Here is a 19,356-nt window from a genome sequence, read left to right as displayed (position 1 = left end):
GCCGCCATGGCGAGGACGAAGGATCCGGCGGTCCGCTCACGACTGCTCGAGCGGGCCGCACACATGCTCCGGACCCGGGAGCCGGTCACGCTCCGCGCGCTGGTCGCCGGGACGGGCGTCTCGACGATGGCCGTGTACACCTACTTCGGCGGCATGGAGGGCCTGTGGCGGGCGCTCCGCCAGGAGGGCTTCACCCGCCTCGCCGCGGAGCTCGCGACCGTCCCGGTCACCACGGACCCGGTGCGCGACCTCGCCGCCCTGGGAGCCGCCTACCTGCGCAACGCCCTGGCCGGCCCCGACCTGTACCGCGTCATGTTCGACGCGGCCTTCGAACTCGAGGACGCCGGGGCCGCGGACGGGGCCCTGCACCACCTCGTCCGGGCCGTGGAACGGGCCAAGGCGGCCGGCCGCTTCCGCGAGGACGTCGACCCCCTGGAACTGGCCACCCGGAGCTGGACCATCGGCCACGGGCTCGCCTCGCTCGTCGCCACCGGTCCCCTGCCGCGGGAGGCACTCGCCCACGCCGTGCCCATGCTGACCGCGCAGTTCGTCAGCGCCGGTGACGATCCCCGCAGTTGCCGCCGGTCGGTCGAGCGCGGCTGGGAGCCCGTGTCCCCGGGCGGACCGGGCAGCCGGTAGGCGGGGCTCCGCCGTCGCGCCGGCGGCCGCGCCCCGGCCCTGCGGTCGGCGCGTTCGGGTCGTTCCCTTGGTTCGCCGCCTGTCCTACTGTTCGGTCGAACGAACGAGGCCCGGGCCACCCCAACCCGAGAGGACCACGACGTGAACGAGGCTCCCCGCACCGGTCATCCGCTCCGCCGCCCCGACCCCGGCTCCCCCGGCGAGGAAGGCCCCGGGCGCCGTGACGTGCTCCGGCTCGGCACCCTGCTCGCCGCCGGCGGGCTCGCCGCCCTCGTGCCGGCCGGCGTCGCGCGGGCGGAGACCCGCGCCACGGACGGCCGGACCGTCACCACCACCTACCACGGGCGCTCGCCCTTCGGCTTCGACCAGTGGGACGCCGTCGCGTTCGACGTACCTCCCGGTGTGCGCCGCATATCCGTCGCCTACTCCTTCGAGCCGGCGAAGTCGCCCTCCCTCCCCGGCACCTGGTCCAACGTGCTGGACATCGGCGTCTTCGGGCCGACCGGCTTCCGCGGCTGGTCCGGCAGCGCGCGGCGGGAGTTCACCGTGTCCGCGGCGGACGCGACCCCCGGATACCTGGCCGGACCGGTACAGCCGGGCAGGTGGTCGGTGGCGCTGGGACCGATGGTCAGCGAGCCCGGTGGCATGACTTGGCAGGTCCACGTCACCCTGGAGTACGGTGAGGCGCTGCCGCCCGCCGCCCTCCACGACGTGCTCCCCACCGCCGTGCCCGGCCGGGGCAGCGGGTGGTACCGGGGCGACCTGCACCTGCACACCGAGCACTCCGACGGCCGGCGCACCCTGGACGGGCTCGTCGCCGACGCCCGGGCCGCCGGGCTGCACTTCATCGGCACCTCCGACCACAACACCAGCGCCACCGGCCTCACCTGGCACGGCAACGTCCCGGGTGACCTGCTCGTCATGAACGGCGAGGAGGTCACCACCCGGCACGGACACTGGCTGGCCGTGGGACTCCCCCAGGGCGAGTGGGTGGACTGGCGCCACGCGCCCGCCGACGGGACGTTCGACACGCGTGTCCGGCGCGTGCACAGCCTCGGCGGCCTCGTCGTGGCGGCGCACCCGATGACCCCGGCCGTCGGCTCGTTATGGGAGTTCGGCCTCGACGAGGTCGACGCGATGGAGATCTGGAACGGCCCCTGGACCCTGGACGACGAGCTCAACGTCATCGCCTGGCACACCCGGCTCTGCCTCGGCAAGCGCCTCGCGGGCCTGGGCAACAGCGACGCGCACGCCCCCGGGGACGCGGTAGGGCGGCCCCACAACGTGGTGCGGGCCGGCGCCCTGTCCACCACCGCGGTGCTCGACTCGCTGCGCGCGGGCCGCTCGTACGCGGTGGAGTCCTCCGCCGTGACGCTGGACTTCACCGCCTCCGCGAACGGGACGCGGGTCGGCCCGGGCGAGGAGCTGCCGCTCGGCTTCTTCGACGCCGTCGACGTCGACGTACGCGTCACCGGCGCCCCCGGCACCGTCGTCGTGCTCTGCACGGAGTGGGGGGTCATGGCGTCCGCCCCGGTCGGCGCCGGCGGCAGCGCCCACCTGCACTGGCGCGGCTGGGGCAAGGCCTCGCTGTTCGCGCGGGCCGAGGTGCGCCGGCCGGAACCCGCGTGGACGGTGCCGAACCAGATGGTCGCGGTCGCCAACCCGATCTGGTTCTACGGCCGTCAGCTGCCCCCGTACCCGATCGACCAGCGCACGTTGTTCCTGACCGGCCGCGCGGCCGACGGCGGCTGGAGCAGCATGCGTCCGCTGCCCGGCGCGGACGGGGGCCCGGACTTCGACGCGGTGCAGGCCGCCGTGACCGGCATGCCGGACGGCAGCACGGAGATCCTCGGCATCACACCCGACGGCGGCCTGTGGAGCATGACCGCGGCCCGTTCGGGAGCGACCCTGCGGCCCTGGAAACGCCTGAACGGGCCCGACGGGCCCGGCGGACCCGACCGTTCCGACGGCGCGGGCCCCTTCACCGTGCGGGACGCCTCGGTGGCCGGCCTGCGCGACGGCACCAGCCAGATCGTGGCCGTCGCCACGGACGGCACCCTCCACCACCAGGTGCGGCGCGCCGACGGCACCCTGACCGGGTTCCGGCCGGTGCCCGGCAACGGCGGGGCCCTCCGCTGGGGTGCCACCAGGGCCGCGATCGCCGCGATGCCGGACGGCAGCACCCAGCTGGTGAGTTACGGCACGGACGGCGCCGCCCACCACTGCGTCCGCGACGCCCGCGGCGGGTGGACGCCGTGGGGCAGGCTCGGCGGAGCGCACGGCGCGGCGTCCTTCTCCGGGCCGGCGCTCGCCGTCACCGGCCTGCCCGACGGCTCCTCGCAGGTCGTCGCCGTCGGGCTCGACGGGGTGGTGTACCACCAGGTGCGCCGCCCCGACGGCACGTGGAGCGGGTTCCGGGCACCGACCGGGGTCACCACGGCCACCATGGGGGCGAGTTCGGTCGACATCGCCGGGATGCCGGACGGCAGCGCGCACGTGGTGGCGGTGGGTCTCGACCGGAACGCCTGGCACCGCATCCGCCGCCAGGACGGCTCCTGGACCGGGTGGACCCAGGTCAAGGGGCCCAACGGGACGGACCCGTTCCCCGCCGGCCAGGTCCGTGTCGCCGCCCTTCCCGACGGCTCGGCCCGGGTCGTCGGCATCTCCGCCTCCTCCGGCGCCCAGGTGGCGGCCGCGGCGCCGGACGCCGCCGCCCCGGTGTTCCGGCTGCGCAACCGCCGGTCGGGCAAGGTCCTCGGCGTGCACGAGGGGGCGCGGGCCGACCGTGCCCGGATCGTGCAGGCCGCCGACGACGGCGCGGGTGACCACCGGTGGGAGCTCGTCGACCGGGCCGACGGCTGGTACGTGCTGCGCAACGCGCACTCGGGGCGGGTGCTGGGCGTCGAGGGCATGTCCACGGCGGACGGCGCGCGGGTGGTGCAGTACGCCGACGACGGCTCCGCGGGACGGTTGTGGCGGCCCGTCGGCGGCGAGGACGGCTGGTACCGGCTGCGCAACAAGCACTCCGGGAAGGTGCTCGCCGCGGACCGGGCGTCCGCCGCGGACGGCTCCGGGGTCGTGCAGCGCACGGACACCGGGGCCGGCGACCAGTCGTGGCTGCTCCATCCCGACGGCGAGGTCCGGATCGAGGACCACCGCTCCGGGGAGGTCCTCGGCGTCGACCGGAGGTCCGCAGCCCGCGGCGCCCGCGGCGCCCGGCTCGCCCGGTACGCGGACGAGGACGCCGCCGCGCACCGGTGGACCTTGCTGGCGGACGCCGACGGCTGGTTCGGCATCCGGGACGCGCGTTCGGGCGAGGTGCTCGGGGCCGGCGGGATGTCCCCCGACGACGGCACCGGCGACCACCGGTGGCGCCTGGTCCACGCGGGCGCCGGCTCCTTCCGCCTGGTCAGCGCACGGACCGGCGAGGCGCTCGGCGTCAGCGGCACCGGCACCGGCGACGGTGACGGTGACGGTGACGGCGACGACGGCCCGCTCTGGCGGCTGCGCTGACGTTCCGCCGCGCAGCGGTCAGCGGAGCGGCCGCTGGGCCTCGACGATCTGCCGCACCGGGGCGTCGAGGCCCGCGGCGCGCGCCTGGACCCGTTCCGCGAAGCGGGGGAACTGGCCGGCCACCGCGCTGAGCAGGCGCAGTTCCAGCGGAGCGACGTTGACCTCGCACAGGTCGCGCCGGACGGCGCGTACGACGCCCTCGGCCACCTGCTCGGGGGTGACCGTCCTGATCCGGTTGGGCGTGGCGGCGCCGGTCCGGGCGAACATCCCGGCGTCGCGGACGAACCCGGGCTGGACCAGGGACACCCCCACGCCGGTGCCGGCGAGGTCCTGGCGCAGGGCCAGGGCGAAACCGCGCAGCCCGAACTTCGTCGCGTTGTACAGGGAGGAGGAGCGGGTCGCCGCCTTGCCGGAGATGGAGCCGACCAGCACGATGTGGCCGCGTCCGCGGGCGGCCATCCGCTCGGCGAGCAGGCGCGACAGCAACACCGGGGCGCGCAGGTTGACGTCGAGGGCGCGGTCGATCTGGTCCTCGGTGTAGTCGAGCAGTTCGCCGCTGGCCGGCAGCGCGGCGTTCGCGACCAGCACGTCCGTGTCGGCGCACTCGCGGGCGAGGCGGGCGACGTCGGCCCGGTCGGCGAGGTCGGCGAGCACGGTGTCCGCGCCGTGCGTCCGCGCCGTGGCACGCAGGGCCTCCTCCCGGCGCCCGCTGACGGCGAGGCGGGCGCCCCTCGCGGTCAGGGCGGAGGCCAGGGCCTCACCGATCCCGCCGGTGGCACCGGTGAGCAGAACCCTCGATCCGCGTATTTCCACGGCAACTCCCCTTCCGTATGCGTTCGTTCGAACGAACAGTAGGGATCACCGGGCGGCCTGTCCATAGCGGGCCCAGCGGGGGGCGCCGGGGTGGCCGTCCGGCGCGCTGGGGCAGAATGCCGTCATGTCCACTGCCGCCGACACCCGCCAGAACATCATCGACGCCGTGCTGCGGATCATCGGGCAGGACGGGATCGCCGCGGTGACCAACCGGCGGATCGCGAAGGAGGCCGGGGTCTCGCTCGGCTCCATCACCTACCACTTCGCCACCCAGCACGAACTGCTGCGCGAGAGCCTGCTGCTGTTCGTGGCGGAGGAGACCCGGCACTTCACGGCGCTCGCCGACGAGTGCACGGACGAGTGGCTGGACATCGGGCAGGCCGCCGAGGTGGTGGCGCAGGTCGCGGGCGGCGACGCCTTCGACAGCCGTCACATAGCCCCCTTCGAGCTGTACGTCCAGGCCGGGCGGGACGAACGGCTGCGCGCCGCGGCCGCCGACTGCTTCGCGGCGTACGACCGGCTGGCGGCCCGGATCCTGACCCGCCTCGGCCTCCCGGACGCCGAGCGCCTGGCCGGGGCGGTCGTCGCCGTGGTCTTCGGGCAGCAGCTGCGGCGGCTGGCCACGGGGGCGCCCGTGGAGGACCTCGTCGACGCCCTGCTGATGCTGACCCGGCGCGCGTCCGGCTGACGGGCTGACCGGCGCGCGTCCGGCCGGCCGGCGGTCCGGCGGCTCCGCGGGCCCGGTCATCGGCGCCGGTGGATCCGGTCCACGCCGTACCACTCCGCCACGCAGGCGGCGACCCAGTCGCGGTCGTACGCGGCCGTGAAGAAGGGTTCGGCCAGGCCTCCGACGTACAGGGGACGGTAGCCGACGTCCGTCGCGCCCCGGGCGATCTCCGCGCGGATGCGGGCGTCCTGGCCGTCCCAGGCCACCGCGCGGGTGACGGTGGCGGTGGTGAGCTGCTGGACGTGCGGCACGAGCGCGGCCGCCGAGGCCAGCGCCATGCCGCCCGCCACGAGGACGCCGGCCACGAGGACGGCCGGCCTCGGCCCGGGGCGGGCGCCGGGCCGGCCCGCCGCCGTCCGGGCGAGCCGCTCCCCGAGCAGCGCCCCGTAGAGGCAGAGCGCGACCAGGGTCACGGCCAGGTGGCTGGTCCAGGTGCGCGCGTACGTCCACCCGGTCGGCCCGTACCCGCTGCGCAGGCCCAGCACCACCGCGAACGAGCCCAGCACCACCACCGGAACGGGGAGCAGCAGCAGGAGCACCCACAGGCGGCGGGGCACGGGCGGCCGCCGCGGCCGCCACGGCGGCCGTGTCCCCAGACGGGTCCCGAGGCCGAGCAGGACTCCGGCGGCGGCGGCGCCCAGGTAGGCCCACTGTCCGGTGGTCGAGCCCCACATGTGCAGCCAGTCCTCGAAGGTGCCGCGGAGCCCGCTCGCGGAGAGCAGGGGTTCCGCCGGGGGCTGCTGGGCGCGCCGCCAGCGGGCGCCGGGCGAGGTGTGGAGGAGGAGCAGTCCGCCGAGGAGCCCGGCGCACCAGAGCAGGCACCAGGTGAACGGGCGCCAGGTGCGGGCGAGTCCGAGGCGGGGCAGGGCCAGCAGTCCGGCGCCGGCCGCGAGGAGACCGCTGACGAAGGCGAACGGCTCGCTGAGGGTTCCTATCGCGGCGGCGAGGAGGAACGCGGCGGCGAGCCCACCGCGGCGCACGGCGGGCCGGGGATGGCCGACGGTCCGTACGGCCAGCAGGAGCGCCCAGACCCCGATGACGGCGGGGACGGTGTGGGAGATGGTGGCGGGGGCCCACAGCAGCACCTGGTAGGGGCGGGGGCCGCCGTAGTAGAGGAGCGCCTGGACGACCAGGGCGGCGGCCGTGAGCGGCAACAGGCGGGGGGTTCCGCCGAGGCGGCGGACGCCTTCGCGGCCGAGCAGGACGAGGCCCGCCGTGAGGGCGACGGCGATGAGCGCCGGCAGGACCTTCGTGCCGGCCGGGCCGCCGGAGTAGACGAGTCCGCTGAGGAAGGCGTTGGTGACCCGGCCGTTCTGCGTCAGGTAGAAGTCGGCGGTGATGCCGGTGACTCCGAGGTCCCGGGCCTTGTAGGCGGCGCACCAGTCGTCGGAGGTGGGCCGTACGTACAGGCCGAGGAAGCAGCCGACCGCGACCAGGGCCCCGGCCGCCGCCACGAGGATCCCGCCCGCCGCCGGGAGGAGTCCACGGAGGAAGGAGGAGCGGAGCACCGTTGGTTCACCTCCGTCGCGGCGGGTCCGGCCGGGTCGACAGGACCCATGATGTGCACGGTTCGCCGGCACCGGCATCCGGGAGGCGGCCGGGACGGGCCCTGGGTGGCGGGGCCGGGGGTGGGGGGCCGGGGGCTGTGGGGCCGGGGGCCGTCTCCCCCGCCGCCGGTGGTGCCGCTCACCCGGGCGGGGGGCGTGTCGTGGCGGGCTCCGCCCGGCGCTCCCAGGATGGGAGTCCGGATGCGCGCGTACCCGGAGCCCGGTGGAGGGAGTGGTGATGCCTGCTGCCAGGTTCGTCCGATGGGCGGTCGTCACGGCGGCCGTCGCGCTCGTCGCCTCGCCGCTGTACGCCGCGGAGCGCCGGCCCGGCGGGGAGCGGCCCGGGACGGTGCAGCGGCCGGCGTTCCTCGTCGGGCCCACGGGCCACCAGGGGCACGGGGTCGCCGAGGGCAGCTACGCGCCGCTGTCGGTGCTCGCCGCCCCCACCGTCGGCCTGCTCGCCAACTCGACCGCGGTGGAGGGCGTCCTGGCCGCGTCTGCGGCGGGCGCCCGGTACGTCGACCGCAGCAACGTGCTGGTGCTGCCGTCCGGCCGGTGGAGGTACCTGCCCGCCGGGCGGTCGAGGTCCGCCGTGGTGCCGTCCGGCGACCCGGCCGCCCGGCGGCAGATCGCGGAGAGCCGGGCCTGGCTGGCCTCCGGCCGGGTCCCGGGCCGGACGGCGGCGGAGCGCGCCGCGTCGGCGCGGGCCCTGCTGTCCATGCGGGCCCTGCTCCGGCCCAACGGGGCCGTGGCCGCGGCCTGGACGCAGGGCTGGAAGTACTCCTGGCCGCGCGACTCCAGTTTCGTCGCGGCCGCGTTCGCCCACACCGGCCATGACGCCGAGGCGTACCGGATCCTCCGCCACGCCGCCGCGACGCAGCGGCGGGACGGCACCTGGGAGGCACGGACCGAGCTCGACGGTTCCGGTCCCCCGGACGGCAGGCGGTGGCAGCTGGACGCCAACGGCTGGGTGCCGTGGGCCACCTGGCAGTGGTACCGGACGGCGCCGGAGGCCGGCCGCCGGGACCGGCTGCTCGCCCTCTACCCGATGGTCCGCCGGGCGGCCGACCGGGCGGCGGCCCTGCTGGGCGCCGACGGGCTGCCGCCGGTCTCCCCCGACTACTGGGAACTGGCCACGACCACGGCCAACATCGGGACGGCCGCGCCCCTGCTCGCCGGTCTGAACGCCTCGGCGGACCTCGCCCGGCGGCTGGACCGGCCCTGGGAGGCGGAGCGCTGGGCGCGCGCGGCCGCCCGGCTGTCGTCGGCGATCGCCGCGCGGTTCGCGCCGCTCGGCTACCAGCGCACCACGGACGGCCGGCACGGGCTCGACAGCGCCGTGGCGTTCATGGCGCCGCCCTTCAACACGGCGCCGCCGGGCCTGGGCCGGGCCCTCGACGCGGCGTACCGGGCGCTGTCGCTGCCGAACGGCGGCCTCACCCCCGGGAACGACGCGACGGCGCCGTGGGGCCGGAACGCGTGGACGCCGAGCACGTCGTTCTTCGCGCTGGCCTGGGCCGGTACGGGGCACCGGGCGAAGGCGGGGCGGGTGCTGGACTGGGTGCTGTCGAAGCGGAACGCGCTCGGCGAGTTCCCGGAGAAGGTGGACGGGACGGGCCGGCCCGCTTCGGTCGCCCCGCTCGCCTGGACGGGCTCGATCGTCGTCCTGTCGCTGGCGGCGCTGGACGGTCCGCCCGTCCCGGCGCCACCGCGGAGACCGTAGCGGCCGGCGCGGCGGCGCCGTGGCGGCGGTGTCTGCCGCGGGGGCGTGCGGGCGGGGCGGCGTCAGACCGGTTCGGTGCCGTCCCCGGGAGGCGGGGCGGTGCGGATGCGTTCGAGTTCGGCGAGGAGCCGGGCGTGGGCGAGCCGTTCCGCCGCCACGGCCCGGCGGAACGACGGGTGGTGCGGGTCGTGCCGGGCGCGGGCCTCGGCCGCCGCGGCGAGGCGGGCCTCGCGGGCGCGGGTCGCGGCGCTGCGGGCCGCCACGTACGCGTCGTCGAGGAGGCGGTGGTCGAGGACTTCGCCGAAGGCGCGTTCGGCGAGGACGCCGAGCCGGTCGAGGCCGGCCGCGCAGTGGGCCGGGGCGTGGTCGTCGCAGGGTTCGGCGAGGGCGGCGGAGTACGTCCGGAGGGTCGCCCTCAGGTCGGGGTAACCCCAGTCCGGGGCGCGGTCGTCGCGGCATCCGGTGGCGACGGCCGCGAGAGTGGCGACGCAGGCCAGGGCGCGGACCGTTCCCCTCCGTACGCGCCCGCGAGCTATGGAACAGGGGGTCATGTGAGCCCCGATCACCCGTGGGTCAGGGAGCCGACCGCCGGCGGCTGCGCCGCGCGGTCTGTCCGCCATCCTCACCCGGGCGGGTCCGCGCTGCCACCGGAGGGCGCGGCGGGGTGCGCTCCGTCAGCGGTCCCGGCCGGTCTTCCACGGCTGGACGGCACGGTGCCACAGGGCGGCGGCCGGGCCGCCGTCGCCCGGGTCCGGTCCGGCCGGCGGGGGCGCGGTGACGTGGAGGCCGGCGTCGAGGCCGAGGGCGGCCCCGACGGGGGTGCCGGCCGGGCCGGTGACGAACGCCGGGGCGCCGGCGTACAGCATCGCTGACTCGTGCCAGGGCCGGGTGGCGGCCGCGTCGGGGCGGCCGCTGCCGCCGCCGTCGCCGCTGCCGCTGTCGCCGCTGCCGTCAAAGACGGCGGCGGTTCCCGTGGCGGCGCGGCCGGCGAGGAGGCCGCCCGCCGCGCCCACCGCGCCGTAACCGGCCTGCCCGCCGGCCTCGGTGACCGGCGAGAAGCGCGGCTCGGTGCCGTGCGCGTCGGCGAGGGTGGTGGCGACGGTGCCGGTGCCGGGCTGCCGGAAGTAGAGGCGGACGCCGTCGCCCTCGGGGGTCGCCGAGAGGGGGCCGGTGGTCTGCGGCAGGCCGGTGGGGAAGGGGCCGCGGAACGGGGCGCCGGGGGCCGGCTGGATCCAGGCGAGGACGCCGTCGAGCGTGGTGGCGTAGACGTGGCGCCGCCCCGACGCGTCGGTCGCGGTGACCGGGTCGCCCTGGAGGGCGGTGCCGCCGAGCCGCTGCCATCCTCCGAAGGCGCCGCCGGGGGCGGCCTGCGTCCGGGCGCGCAGGGTGCGGGCGGAGTCGCGCACGAGGACGGTCATCCGGCCCGCCGCGTCCACGCTGACGGCCGGGCCGCTGATCGCGGAGTTGCCCGCGCTGTCCGCGGCTTCGGGGGTGCCGAGCGGGCGCCAGGGGCCGAACCGGCCGCCGGCGGCGTCGTGGACGGCGTACACGACGTCGCGGCGGTAGTCCTGTGGGGTGGCGCCGAGGGTGGTGCGTGTGCCGAGGACGGCGATCCGGCCGTCGGGGAGGCGGGCGGCCGTGGCACCCGCGTCGAAGCCGGTGCCGGCCAGGAACCGGGGGCCCTGCCAGGCGGTCTGCCCGGCGCCGCGCGACCAGTACGCCATCCGGCCGTCCAGGACGGTGAAGGCCCACAGCCGGCCGGAAACGCCTTCGGCCATCCAGGAGGTGCCCTCGCCGCGGCTGTAACGGAGGGTCCGGGTCCACCCCTTGCCGGCGGGCCGGGTGGCGGCCTTGCGGTCGCCGCAGCCGGCCGGGCTGCCGCACCAGTCCTCGTGGTCCGTCCAGGCGTAGGTCTCGAGGTAGCCGAGCTTCTCCTCGCCGGTCTCGCGGTCGAGGGTCGGGGGCAGGGAGCTGTTGGGGTAGCTCACGTAGTTCTGGACGGAGAAGTGGGGGCGGCCGGTGGACGCGGCGTAGCGTTCGGCGGCGGCCTGCACGAAGCGCGCGCCGTACACGTGGTCCTGGTGGTCGGCGAGGACGCTGCCGTCCTCCCACATGCCCGGGGTCGGGTCCTGCGTCCGTATCGTCGTCGGCCGGTACATCTCGAACACCTTGGCTATGGCGCGTATCGCCTCGTCCTTGGTGTACGAGAACCACTCCCCGACCGGGGTCTGCGAGGTCAGCTGGGCTCCGAGGGCGGGGACCCGGCCGTCCCACAGTCCGCGGAGGCTGTCCGGGGCGTCGTCGGAGATGCTGCGGGCCTCGCGCAGCTGCATCCACACCAGGTTGACCTCGGGCCGGGCCACCAGGACGTCCACCTCGGCGCTGCCCCCGCCGGCGGTGCGCACCGACCTGCGCTGCCAAGCGCTGGTGCGGTCGCCGGTGGCCATCTGCGCGTAGGCGCCGCGGATGCCGTTCTGCCGGGCCTCGGCGTAGGCGGCGTGGTCGGCGGGGCGGACCGGGTCGTCCAGGTGCGCGCCGTGGGCCTCGTTCCTGCCGTCGGACTCGCCCGAGGTCAGGTAGACGGTGGCGACCTTCATGCCCGCGGCTATGGAGCGGCTCAGGTCGGGGTTCATGAAGAAGAGGTCGTCGTCGGGGTGGGCGACGACCTGCACGACGGATCCCTCGGTCACGCTGGCGCGCAGGCCGGCCGCGGGGGCGGTCCGCTGCTGCTCCGTGCCCTGCCCGAAGGCCCAGGTGGTCACTCCGGCGGTGGCCACGGACAACGCGGCGAGCAGTGCCGTGAGGCGGGTGCGGCTGGCCAGGGACATGGGGGGCGCCTCGGGGGTCGGGGTCGGGTCGGTCCGGTGCGGGGTCTCCCGCCCGGAGGGTCAGTCGGTGCCCCGATGGCTCGACCGCTTCCGGAGACGACCGCGGCGATTATGCCTCCCCGGTTTGTGGCTGACACACCCTCAAACGGCAAATGCCGGGAAAGGAGTTGGATGCCGGATAGAGCGGTTATGTCCCGTTTGCCGACTTTGGGATGGCGTGGCTCCACGGACGTGGCGCGGCCCCCGACGGTGGCGTTGCGGGGGCGTGACGGATCCGCAAGGGCCGGTACTTGGCCGGTCGACGTTCCTCGGGGCGGCCGCCGCCGCGGCCCCGCTTCCCGCTCCCCCGGGCTGGAAGACCGCCCACGGGACGGGGTTGCGGGTGACGAAGGTCACCGACCTGACCGGCCCGGGGCCGACCACCCGGTTCCGGATGGAGGCCACCGTCCTCGGCATCCCGGTCCGGCCGCCGGAGCGGCCGGCCGGTCCCGCGTGACCCGGGTCACGTCCATCGCTGCCGGTCGGAGCCGTCGCAGGGCCGGGCGGCCGGCCCGGCGGTGCTGCCGACCGGACAGGCGGCGGTGGCGGGGCCGCGGAGCCGGACCGAGCCGTCACCTCGGCCGGTGACCGCCCAGCGCCGCTGGGCCGACCCTCGCGGGAACGGGCCCGGGGGCGCGGCGCCGCTCCCGTCCAGGCAGGCTCCGGTCGGCCGGTCGGCCGGTCGCGGAGGGAACCACGGGCCGGCCGCCGGCGTCTGCTGGGGCATGCCGAGTTTGAACGCGCTCAAATACGCCGCCGGCCAGTTCCTGCGCTTCGGCCTGCTCCAGGCCCGCTGCTGCGCGTTCGCGATCGTCCTGGTGGCCGGGATCGGCGCCTCCGCGCTGCTCCCCGAACTCCCCGTCGCCCGCTACGACCTGATCCTGCTGTACGGAGTGGGGCTGACGGTGCTCGCCCGGAAGGTGGGCTGGGACAGCGCCCGGGACACCGTGGCGATCGCCGCCTGCCACGCCGTCGGCCTGCTCTTCGAGCTGGTGAAGGTGCGGCTCGGGTCGTGGAGCTATCCCGAGGACGCCCTCACCAAGGTCGCCGGCGTCCCGCTCTACGGCGGTTTCCTCTACGCCGCCGTCGGCAGCTACGTGTGCCGGGCCTGGCGGCTGCTCGACCTCTCGCTCACAGGGTTCCGGCCCCGCGTCACGGCCGCCCTGGCCGCCGCCGTCTACGTCAACTTCTTCACCCACCACTGGTTGCCCGACGCCCGCTGGGTGCTGGCCGTGCTGCTGACGGCCGCCCTGTGGGGGACCTGGGTGCAGTACGCCGTCGGGGCCGCGCGGTACCGGATGCCGCTGGCGCTGGCCTTCGTCCTGATCGGCTTCTTCCTCTGGATCGCCGAGAACGCGGCGACGTACGCCGGGGCCTGGAGCTACCCCGCTCAGCTGGACGGCTGGGAACCCGTGCCGCTCGCCAAGTTCGGCGCCTGGGCGCTGCTCATCACCGTCACGTTCGTGCTCGTGGCCCGGACCGCCCGTGCGTGTCGAGGAACTCCCGCAGCAGGGCGGTGGTCTCCTCCGGCCGCTCCAGCGAGGGCAGGTGACCGGCCCAGGGAAGTTCCAGGTGACGAGCGTGCGGGAGGAGTCCCGGCAGCGAGGCGGCGATCCCCCGGAAGTCCGCCACGTCGTGGGCTCCGCCCACCGCGAGCGTCGGAGCCGTGACCGCGCGCAGGTCCAGGGCGGGCTCCGGCAGTTCGTGGCCGCCGTCGCCCGCGGCCTCCGCGGCGAGGGCCGTCTCGAAGATGCGGCGCTGCATGCCGGCGACGAGCGCCCGGGTGTGCGGCGCGGCTTCCGGGCCGAGCCAGGTACGGGCGTTGAGTTCGGCCGCGCCGTCCAGGTCGCCGGCCTCCAGCAGCGCGTCCTCCGCCTTGCCGAAGGCCCGCAGCTCGGGCCCGGCCCGGTGGCCGGGCCGGTCCGGACAGAGCAGCGCCAGCGCGGTGACGCGCTCGGGGTGCCGGGCGGCGACCGTCAGCGCGACCCGGCCCCCGTAGGAGGAGCCGACCAGCGTGGCCCGGCCGATGCCCAGCCGGTCGAGCAGCGCGAGGACGTCGCCGTGGTCCGAGTACGGCCCGGTGGCGGCCGGGGAGTCACCGCAGCCGCGGAAGTCGGGGCGGACCAGCCGGTACCCGGCCTCGGCAAGCGGCCGCCACTGCGGGTCCCACATACGGCGGTCGCACACCCCGGAGTGCAGCAGGACCACGGCCGGCGCGTCGGCCGCGCCCTCGGTGTCATGAGAAACGATCATCAGGTCATCCTGGCAGGCGGCGCGGGCGGCGCCCACCGGTTTGCCGTGCCCGGCGGCCGGTGGTGTACGAAGTCGGTGTGACCGAACAGAACCAGTCCTCCTCCACCGTCCGCGTGTTCATAGCCCTCGCCCCGCCCGACGCCGCGAAGGACGAGCTGGCGCGGGCGCTGCGCCCCGCCTACGAGGCGTACCCGCGGATGCGGTGGAACCGGATCGAGGACTGGCACATCACCCTGGCGTTCCTCGGGGAGCTGCCGGCGGCGACGGTGCCGCTGCTGCGGCCGCCGCTGGCGGAGCTCGCCGCGGCGCGCCGGCCGGTCCGGCTGGCGCTGCGCGGCAGCGGGCACTTCGACGAGCGGGTCCTGTGGAGCGGGATCGACGGGGACCTGGAGGCACTGCACGGGCTGGCCGGCGAGGTGCGCGAGGTGGTCCGGGAGTGCGGTATCGCCTTCGAGGACCGCCCGCTGCGGCCCCACCTCACGCTGGCCCGGGCCCGCCGCGACGACCCGTCCAGCGTGCTGCGCGCGGCGGCCGGACTGGCCGCGTTCAGCGGCCGGGGCTGGCCGGCCGGGCGGCTGCACCTGGTGGGCAGCAACTTCGGCCGCGGGCCGGGCCCGATCCGCTACCGGGACATCGAGTCGTGGGAGTTCGCGGACGGCCGCTGAGGGGCCGGGCCCGGTGCCCGATCGGGTCACCCGGGGTGTGCGGTGGCGGGTGCGGGTGTGGACTGCTGGCTGTCGGGCGAGGCGCGCGGGCACGGGTCCGCGCGGAGTGGAGGAGTCTGCCGATGTCTCCGAGCAAACCGAGTGTCGTGTTCGCGCACGGCCTGTGGGCCGACGGCTCCTGCTACGGGAAGCTGATCCCGGTCCTGCAAGGCGAGGGCTACGAGGTGGTGTCCGCGCAGAACGGCCTGGACTCGCTGGAGGGCGACGTCGACGCCGTCCACCGCGCCCTCGCCCGGGTGAGCTCCCCGGCGGTGCTCGTCGGCCACTCCTGGGGCGGCTTCGTGATCACCGCCGCCGGGACCGACGAGCGGGTCGCCGGGCTGGTGTACATCGCCGCCCTGGCCCCGGACGCCGGGGAGACCCCGCAGGACCTGATCGGCAAGTTCGACCCGCCCCCGCTCTTCGACCACCTGGACGAGGAGGACGGGCGGCTGTGGATCGCCCGGGACGGCATCGCGCACTTCTGCGGTGACCTGCCCGAGGCCGAGCAGCGGCTGGTCTGGGCGACCCAGGGGTCCGCGCGCGCCGAGGTGCTGGGCGCCACCACCGCCGAGCCGGCGTGGCGCTCCAAGCCGAGCTGGTTCGTCGTCGCCGGGCAGGACCACGCGGTGAACCCCGATCTCCAGCGGTTCGAAGCCGAGCGGATGGGGGCCACCACGGTCGAGGTGGACTCCTCGCACGTGCCGATGCTGTCCCGGCCCGAGGCCGTCCTGGACGTGATCCGCAGCGCGGCCCGGGCCGTGTCGTAGAACGTCACGAGGCGGGGCAGGCCCCCGGCTTGCGCGTCCGGTCGGGACGGACCTTCGGCCAGTACGGGACGCCGTCGTGCCGGATGCGCGGCGGCGGCCGGGTGCCGGGCGGCTGGGTGCCGGGCGGCTGGGTGCCGGGCGGCTGGGTGCCTCACCCTTCCGGCGCCCCGGCGGCCGTGCCGGGCGCGGTCGCGGACCGATTCCGTCCGCAACCGGTGTCAGGGTGGGCTCATGGACGCGGAGCGAACCGACTGGAACCGCACCCTGCGCGAGCAGTGGGAGTTCCACTGGGACCACCAGCTCAGGGCCCGGCTCGCCGGGCTCACCGATGCCGAGTACTTCTGGGAACCGGTGCCGGGCGCCTGGAGCGTGCGGCCGCGGGGCACCTCCACCGCGCCGTGGCCGGCCGGTGGCGGGGACTTCACCATCGACTACGCCTACCCGGAGCCGGTGCCCCCGCCGTTCACCACGATCGCCTGGCGGCTCGGGCACGTCGTCGTCGGCGTGCTGGCGATGCGGAACGCCTCGCACTTCGGCGCGCCGCCGGCCTCGTACGACACCTGGGAGTACGCGGGGAGCGCGACGGAGGCCCTCCGTCAGCTGGAGGACCAGCTGGAGGTCTGGCTGGCGGGGGTGCGGGGGCTCGGCGAGGACGGGCTGACGGTTCCCGTCGGACCGAAGGAGCCGTACCCGGAGGCGCCGATGGCCGACCTGGTGTTGCACATCCACCGTGAGCTGATCCACCACCTCTCGGAGGTGTGCCTGCTGCGCGACCTCCACCTGCACACGTCGTACGAGAACGGAGCGAGCCGATGAGCCGCGCATTCCAGGTCACCTTCGACGCCCGTGACCCGCGGGCGCTGTCCGCCTTCTGGGCCGAGGCGCTGGGTTACGTCGTTCCGGGGCCGCCGGGGGGCGGTCTGGCGCCGGACGCCGACCCGGTGGCCGCGTGGGAGGAGTTCCTCGCCCGGGCCGGCGTACCGGAGGAGGAGTGGAACTCCAGGTCGGCGCTGGAGGACCCGGCGGGGTCCGGTCCGCGGCTGCTCTTCCAGCGGGTGCCGGAGGACAAGGCGGCCAAGAACCGGGTCCACCTGGACGTACGCGTGGCCCCCGGGGCGGCCGGCGAGGAGCGGATGGCGGCGCTGGAAGCCGAGTGCGCGCGGCTGGTCGCGCTGGGGGCGGCGCGGGTGCGGCGCTTCGAACCCGATCCTCCGATGAGCACCGGCTGGATCGTGATGACCGACCCGGAGGGCAACGAGTTCTGCCTGGACTGACCCGCGTCGCCGCACGCCGCCGCGGTGGTGCCGCGCACGCCGCCGGCGTGCGCCCCGCGCGCCGCTGGTGGCGCGGTCGCGGCGGCCGCGAACGGAACGGTCTCCTTCGTGTCCTGAGTCCGTAACGCCGTTCCCGGAGCGGTATCGGCGCGGGGTGCCGCGGGCAGAACCGAACGGTCCGACCACACCATCCGCGCCGTCCGAGGCGCACACGGGGGCAACCATGCGTATCGCTCGCAACAGATGGAAGACCCGCGCCGCCACAGCCGCGGCCGTCGCCGCGCTCCTCGCGTCCACCGCCTGTCAGGCCGGTGGCGAGGACGACGCCAAGAGCCCCACCCCGTCCGCCACGACCGCCACGACCGGTGCGGCCGGCACCCCGGCACCCACGGCCACCGCCACCGCCTCCGCCACCGCGCCCGGCACGCCGAGCGCCACGGCCGGCACCCCGCAGGGGCCCGGCGGCGGTTCGAAGAGCCCCACCGGCGGTGCCGGGGCCGCCACCACGGCCTGCAACGACAACGACCTCTCGCTCGCCACGTCGTTCTGGCGGATGGACTCGGGGCAGAACCTCCTCATCACCGCCACGAACCTCACCGACCGGCCCTGCACCCTCTACCACTACCCGTACATCGGGTTCGGCGAGCCGATGGACGGCCCGATCGGCCCGATCGGCGCCCGCCCGCAGGCGGTCGCCACGATCGGGCCGAAGGAGAAGGCCTACGCGGGCCTGTACCTGTTCCGCGGGGGCGAGCCGACGACCGCCGTGCGGAACCTGTCCGTCGGCTACCAGGACCGAGCGCCGGGCAGCAACCGGGACGTCGCCTCCCTCGACATCGGGCTGCCCGACCGGAACGGCTTCCTCAACATCGGGGCCGGGCCCCGGACCACGTACTGGCACGAGGACCTGCGCGCCGTCGAGGACGTCCTCTTCCGGTCGGGCGACCGCTAGGGCACGCCGGCCGGCCGACGGCTGCTACCAGATCGCCTCGACCCACTCCGGGTGGTCGATGAACGGGTTCCGGTTGTGCTGGTAGCTGTCGAAGATGATCTGGTTGCGGCGCTGTTCGAAGGCGTCCGGCGGGTCGATCTCGTTCCACTGCTTCAGCACGCTGATGCGCCCGTGCCAGGGGACGGAGCCGTTCGTGGAGTCGTTGACCTCCAGGTTGGCGAAGCCGTCGCCGCCCTCGTAGCGGACGGCCATGTAGAGGATCATGCGCGCCACGTCGCCCTTGACGGCGTCGCGCGGCTCGAAGGAGTTGGAGTCGGTGAGGCTGCCCGGGGCCTCGCTGACCGGGCCGCCGCCGTGGTCGAAGTCCTTGTTGCCGCGGGTGCTGTTGACCGTGACGTCCTCGGGGCGTATGTGGTGCAGGTCGGTGCCGGGGCCGGCGACGGTGCCGAAGTCGCCGTGGCTCTGGGCCCACACGTGCTCACGGTTCCAGTCGTCGGGGTCGCCGCCGTTCGTCCACTTCGACTGCGAGCGGCCCGAGTACAGCAGGATCACGTTGGCGGAGTTGGCGGGGTCCTGGTCGGTGACCCTCAGCGCCTCCCACACGGCGCTGTACGAGATCCGGGACTGGTTCTTGATGATTCCGTGCAGCGCGGACTTGAGCTGCGTGCCCGTCTTGCCCTGGGCGGCGGCGTAGTAGTCGGTGGCCGCGGCGGGGGTGGTGGGCAGCTGGAGGAGGGCGAGGGCGGCCACGGCGGCGCCTGCGGCGGCCCATCTGGAGCGGCGCGGAGAAACGTTCATGTGGGGGAACCTTTCGGCGTGCACGACCCCGCGGCCGGATGCGGCTGCGGGTGTCGGTGTGGTGGGGATGCTGACATCGCGGCGTGCCGTTCAGGTGACGTCCGGAAGGCATGCACATGACGAAGTCGCACGGTGAAGGTACATGCGTCCGTACCGCCGCGTAACCCGGGGGGCACCGGACACCGCGGACGGCAAACCGTTTGACACACATGGGCCGCCGTACGGCAGGGTGCTGCCCATGCATCAGGACACCGACCCCGACTGGGAAGAGCGTCTGGCGGCCCTCTGGGCCCGGATCGACGAGTACGCCGGGCAGGCGCGGGAGGCCGAGTTCAGGGCCGAGGTCGACCGGCTGGTGAACGAACTGCCCGGAAACAGCCCGGTCGCCCCTTTCGAACGCGCCTGCGCCTTCGACTCGACGGGCCACCCCGACCGGGCGGTCACGCTCTACCGGGAAGCCCTGGACCTCGGCCTGGACGGCTACCGCGCCCGGCGTACCAAGATCCAGCTGGCCAGTTCCCTGCGCAACCTCGGCCGGCCCGGCGAGGGGCTGGCCCTCCTCGAACCGGAACTCCACGCGCCGTCAGACGAGCTGGACGACGCCGTACGCGCGACGCTCGCGCTCTGCCTGGCCGGCCTGGGCCGGGAGCGGGAGGGCCTTTCGCTGGTCCTCGGGGCGCTCTCCGCCCACCTGCCGCGCTACCAGCGCTCGATGCGGAACTACGCCCGGCTGCTGATCGAGCCGGCACCGGACGAGGGCGCCCGGGCCTGACCGC

Annotated in this window: 16 protein-coding genes and 1 pseudogene; 11 read left to right on the top strand and 6 right to left on the bottom strand. The window is 75.7% G+C overall.

The window, feature by feature from the left end; all coding sequences use genetic code 11:
* The first annotated feature begins 6 nt into the window (after positions 1-6).
* Both ACFY61_RS27370 and ACFY61_RS27365 read left to right on the top strand, forming a co-directional pair.
* The gene (locus ACFY61_RS27370; RefSeq protein WP_389476137.1) at positions 7-639 is read left to right on the top strand and encodes a TetR/AcrR family transcriptional regulator; all 633 of its coding nucleotides are present in this window, start codon (positions 7-9) and stop codon (positions 637-639) included.
* A gap of 141 nt (positions 640-780) precedes the next feature.
* On the top strand, positions 781-4,152 hold the full coding sequence (locus ACFY61_RS27365) for a CehA/McbA family metallohydrolase (RefSeq protein WP_389476135.1): 3,372 nt from the start codon (positions 781-783) through the stop codon (positions 4,150-4,152).
* Positions 4,153-4,170: 18 nt separating this feature from the next.
* On the opposite strand, the gene ACFY61_RS27360 is transcribed toward ACFY61_RS27365, so the two are convergent.
* Complete coding sequence (locus ACFY61_RS27360; RefSeq protein ID WP_389476133.1) at positions 4,171-4,965, bottom strand: SDR family NAD(P)-dependent oxidoreductase; 795 nt, start codon at positions 4,963-4,965, stop codon at positions 4,171-4,173.
* A 124-nt stretch (positions 4,966-5,089) separates the two neighbouring features.
* Between ACFY61_RS27360 and ACFY61_RS27355 the strand changes: the two genes are divergently transcribed.
* Positions 5,090-5,653 (top strand): TetR/AcrR family transcriptional regulator, encoded by a 564-nt coding sequence (locus tag ACFY61_RS27355; protein ID WP_389476131.1) that lies wholly within the window; start codon positions 5,090-5,092, stop codon positions 5,651-5,653.
* A 56-nt stretch (positions 5,654-5,709) separates the two neighbouring features.
* Here ACFY61_RS27355 and ACFY61_RS27350 read toward each other — a convergent pair whose 3' ends face one another.
* Positions 5,710-7,200 carry a hypothetical protein gene (locus ACFY61_RS27350; protein ID WP_389476129.1) on the bottom strand — a complete coding sequence of 497 codons (1,491 nt, stop codon included), beginning with the start codon at positions 7,198-7,200 and terminating at the stop codon, positions 5,710-5,712.
* A gap of 277 nt (positions 7,201-7,477) precedes the next feature.
* Here ACFY61_RS27350 and ACFY61_RS27345 point away from each other — a divergent pair, with 277 nt between their 5' ends.
* Positions 7,478-8,962, top strand: coding sequence for a hypothetical protein (locus tag ACFY61_RS27345; protein ID WP_389476127.1), 1,485 nt, complete (start codon positions 7,478-7,480; stop codon positions 8,960-8,962).
* A gap of 62 nt (positions 8,963-9,024) precedes the next feature.
* Here the strand turns inward: ACFY61_RS27345 and ACFY61_RS27340 are convergent, their stop codons facing one another.
* Complete coding sequence (locus ACFY61_RS27340; RefSeq protein ID WP_389476125.1) at positions 9,025-9,513, bottom strand: hypothetical protein; 489 nt, start codon at positions 9,511-9,513, stop codon at positions 9,025-9,027.
* 123 nt (positions 9,514-9,636) lie between these two features.
* Entirely contained in the window at positions 9,637-11,790 is a 2,154-nt protein-coding gene (locus tag ACFY61_RS27335) for a PIG-L family deacetylase (RefSeq protein WP_389476123.1), read from the bottom strand.
* Between the two features lie 764 nt (positions 11,791-12,554).
* Here ACFY61_RS27335 and ACFY61_RS27330 point away from each other — a divergent pair.
* Positions 12,555-13,232, top strand: a pseudogene (locus ACFY61_RS27330) (DUF817 domain-containing protein); the annotation flags it as partial.
* Between the two features lie 52 nt (positions 13,233-13,284).
* On the opposite strand, the gene ACFY61_RS27325 reads toward ACFY61_RS27330, so the two are convergent.
* Complete coding sequence (locus tag ACFY61_RS27325; protein WP_389476121.1) at positions 13,285-14,082, bottom strand: alpha/beta fold hydrolase; 798 nt, start codon at positions 14,080-14,082, stop codon at positions 13,285-13,287.
* A gap of 77 nt (positions 14,083-14,159) precedes the next feature.
* On the opposite strand from ACFY61_RS27325, the gene thpR reads away from it, so the two are divergent.
* From thpR to ACFY61_RS27300, 5 genes are all read left to right on the top strand, one after another.
* Complete coding sequence (gene thpR / locus ACFY61_RS27320; protein WP_389476119.1) at positions 14,160-14,747, top strand: RNA 2',3'-cyclic phosphodiesterase; 588 nt, start codon at positions 14,160-14,162, stop codon at positions 14,745-14,747.
* Between the two features lie 122 nt (positions 14,748-14,869).
* A complete protein-coding gene (locus ACFY61_RS27315; protein WP_389476117.1) occupies positions 14,870-15,556 on the top strand; it encodes an alpha/beta fold hydrolase in 687 nt (228 codons plus the stop codon).
* A 231-nt stretch (positions 15,557-15,787) separates the two neighbouring features.
* On the top strand, positions 15,788-16,372 hold the full coding sequence (locus ACFY61_RS27310) for a DinB family protein (protein WP_389476115.1): 585 nt from the start codon (positions 15,788-15,790) through the stop codon (positions 16,370-16,372).
* Positions 16,369-16,830 (top strand): VOC family protein, encoded by a 462-nt coding sequence (locus tag ACFY61_RS27305; protein WP_389476113.1) that lies wholly within the window; start codon positions 16,369-16,371, stop codon positions 16,828-16,830. The genes ACFY61_RS27310 and ACFY61_RS27305 overlap by 4 nt, the downstream gene beginning before the upstream one ends.
* A 223-nt stretch (positions 16,831-17,053) precedes the next feature.
* Positions 17,054-17,782 carry a DUF4232 domain-containing protein gene (locus ACFY61_RS27300; protein WP_389476111.1) on the top strand — a complete coding sequence of 243 codons (729 nt, stop codon included), beginning with the start codon at positions 17,054-17,056 and terminating at the stop codon, positions 17,780-17,782.
* Positions 17,783-17,806: 24 nt separating this feature from the next.
* Here ACFY61_RS27300 and ACFY61_RS27295 read toward each other — a convergent pair whose 3' ends face one another.
* Positions 17,807-18,580 carry an endonuclease I family protein gene (locus ACFY61_RS27295; protein WP_389476109.1) on the bottom strand — a complete coding sequence of 258 codons (774 nt, stop codon included), beginning with the start codon at positions 18,578-18,580 and terminating at the stop codon, positions 17,807-17,809.
* Between the two features lie 238 nt (positions 18,581-18,818).
* Here ACFY61_RS27295 and ACFY61_RS27290 point away from each other — a divergent pair, with 238 nt between their 5' ends.
* Entirely contained in the window at positions 18,819-19,352 is a 534-nt protein-coding gene (locus tag ACFY61_RS27290; RefSeq protein WP_389476107.1) for a tetratricopeptide repeat protein, read from the top strand.
* The last annotated feature ends 4 nt before the right edge of the window (positions 19,353-19,356 follow it).

Source organism: Streptomyces sp. NPDC012888 (assembly GCF_042900645.1).
GTDB lineage: Bacteria > Actinomycetota > Actinomycetes > Streptomycetales > Streptomycetaceae > Streptomyces.
This window is presented reverse-complemented; position numbering and strand designations above follow the sequence as displayed.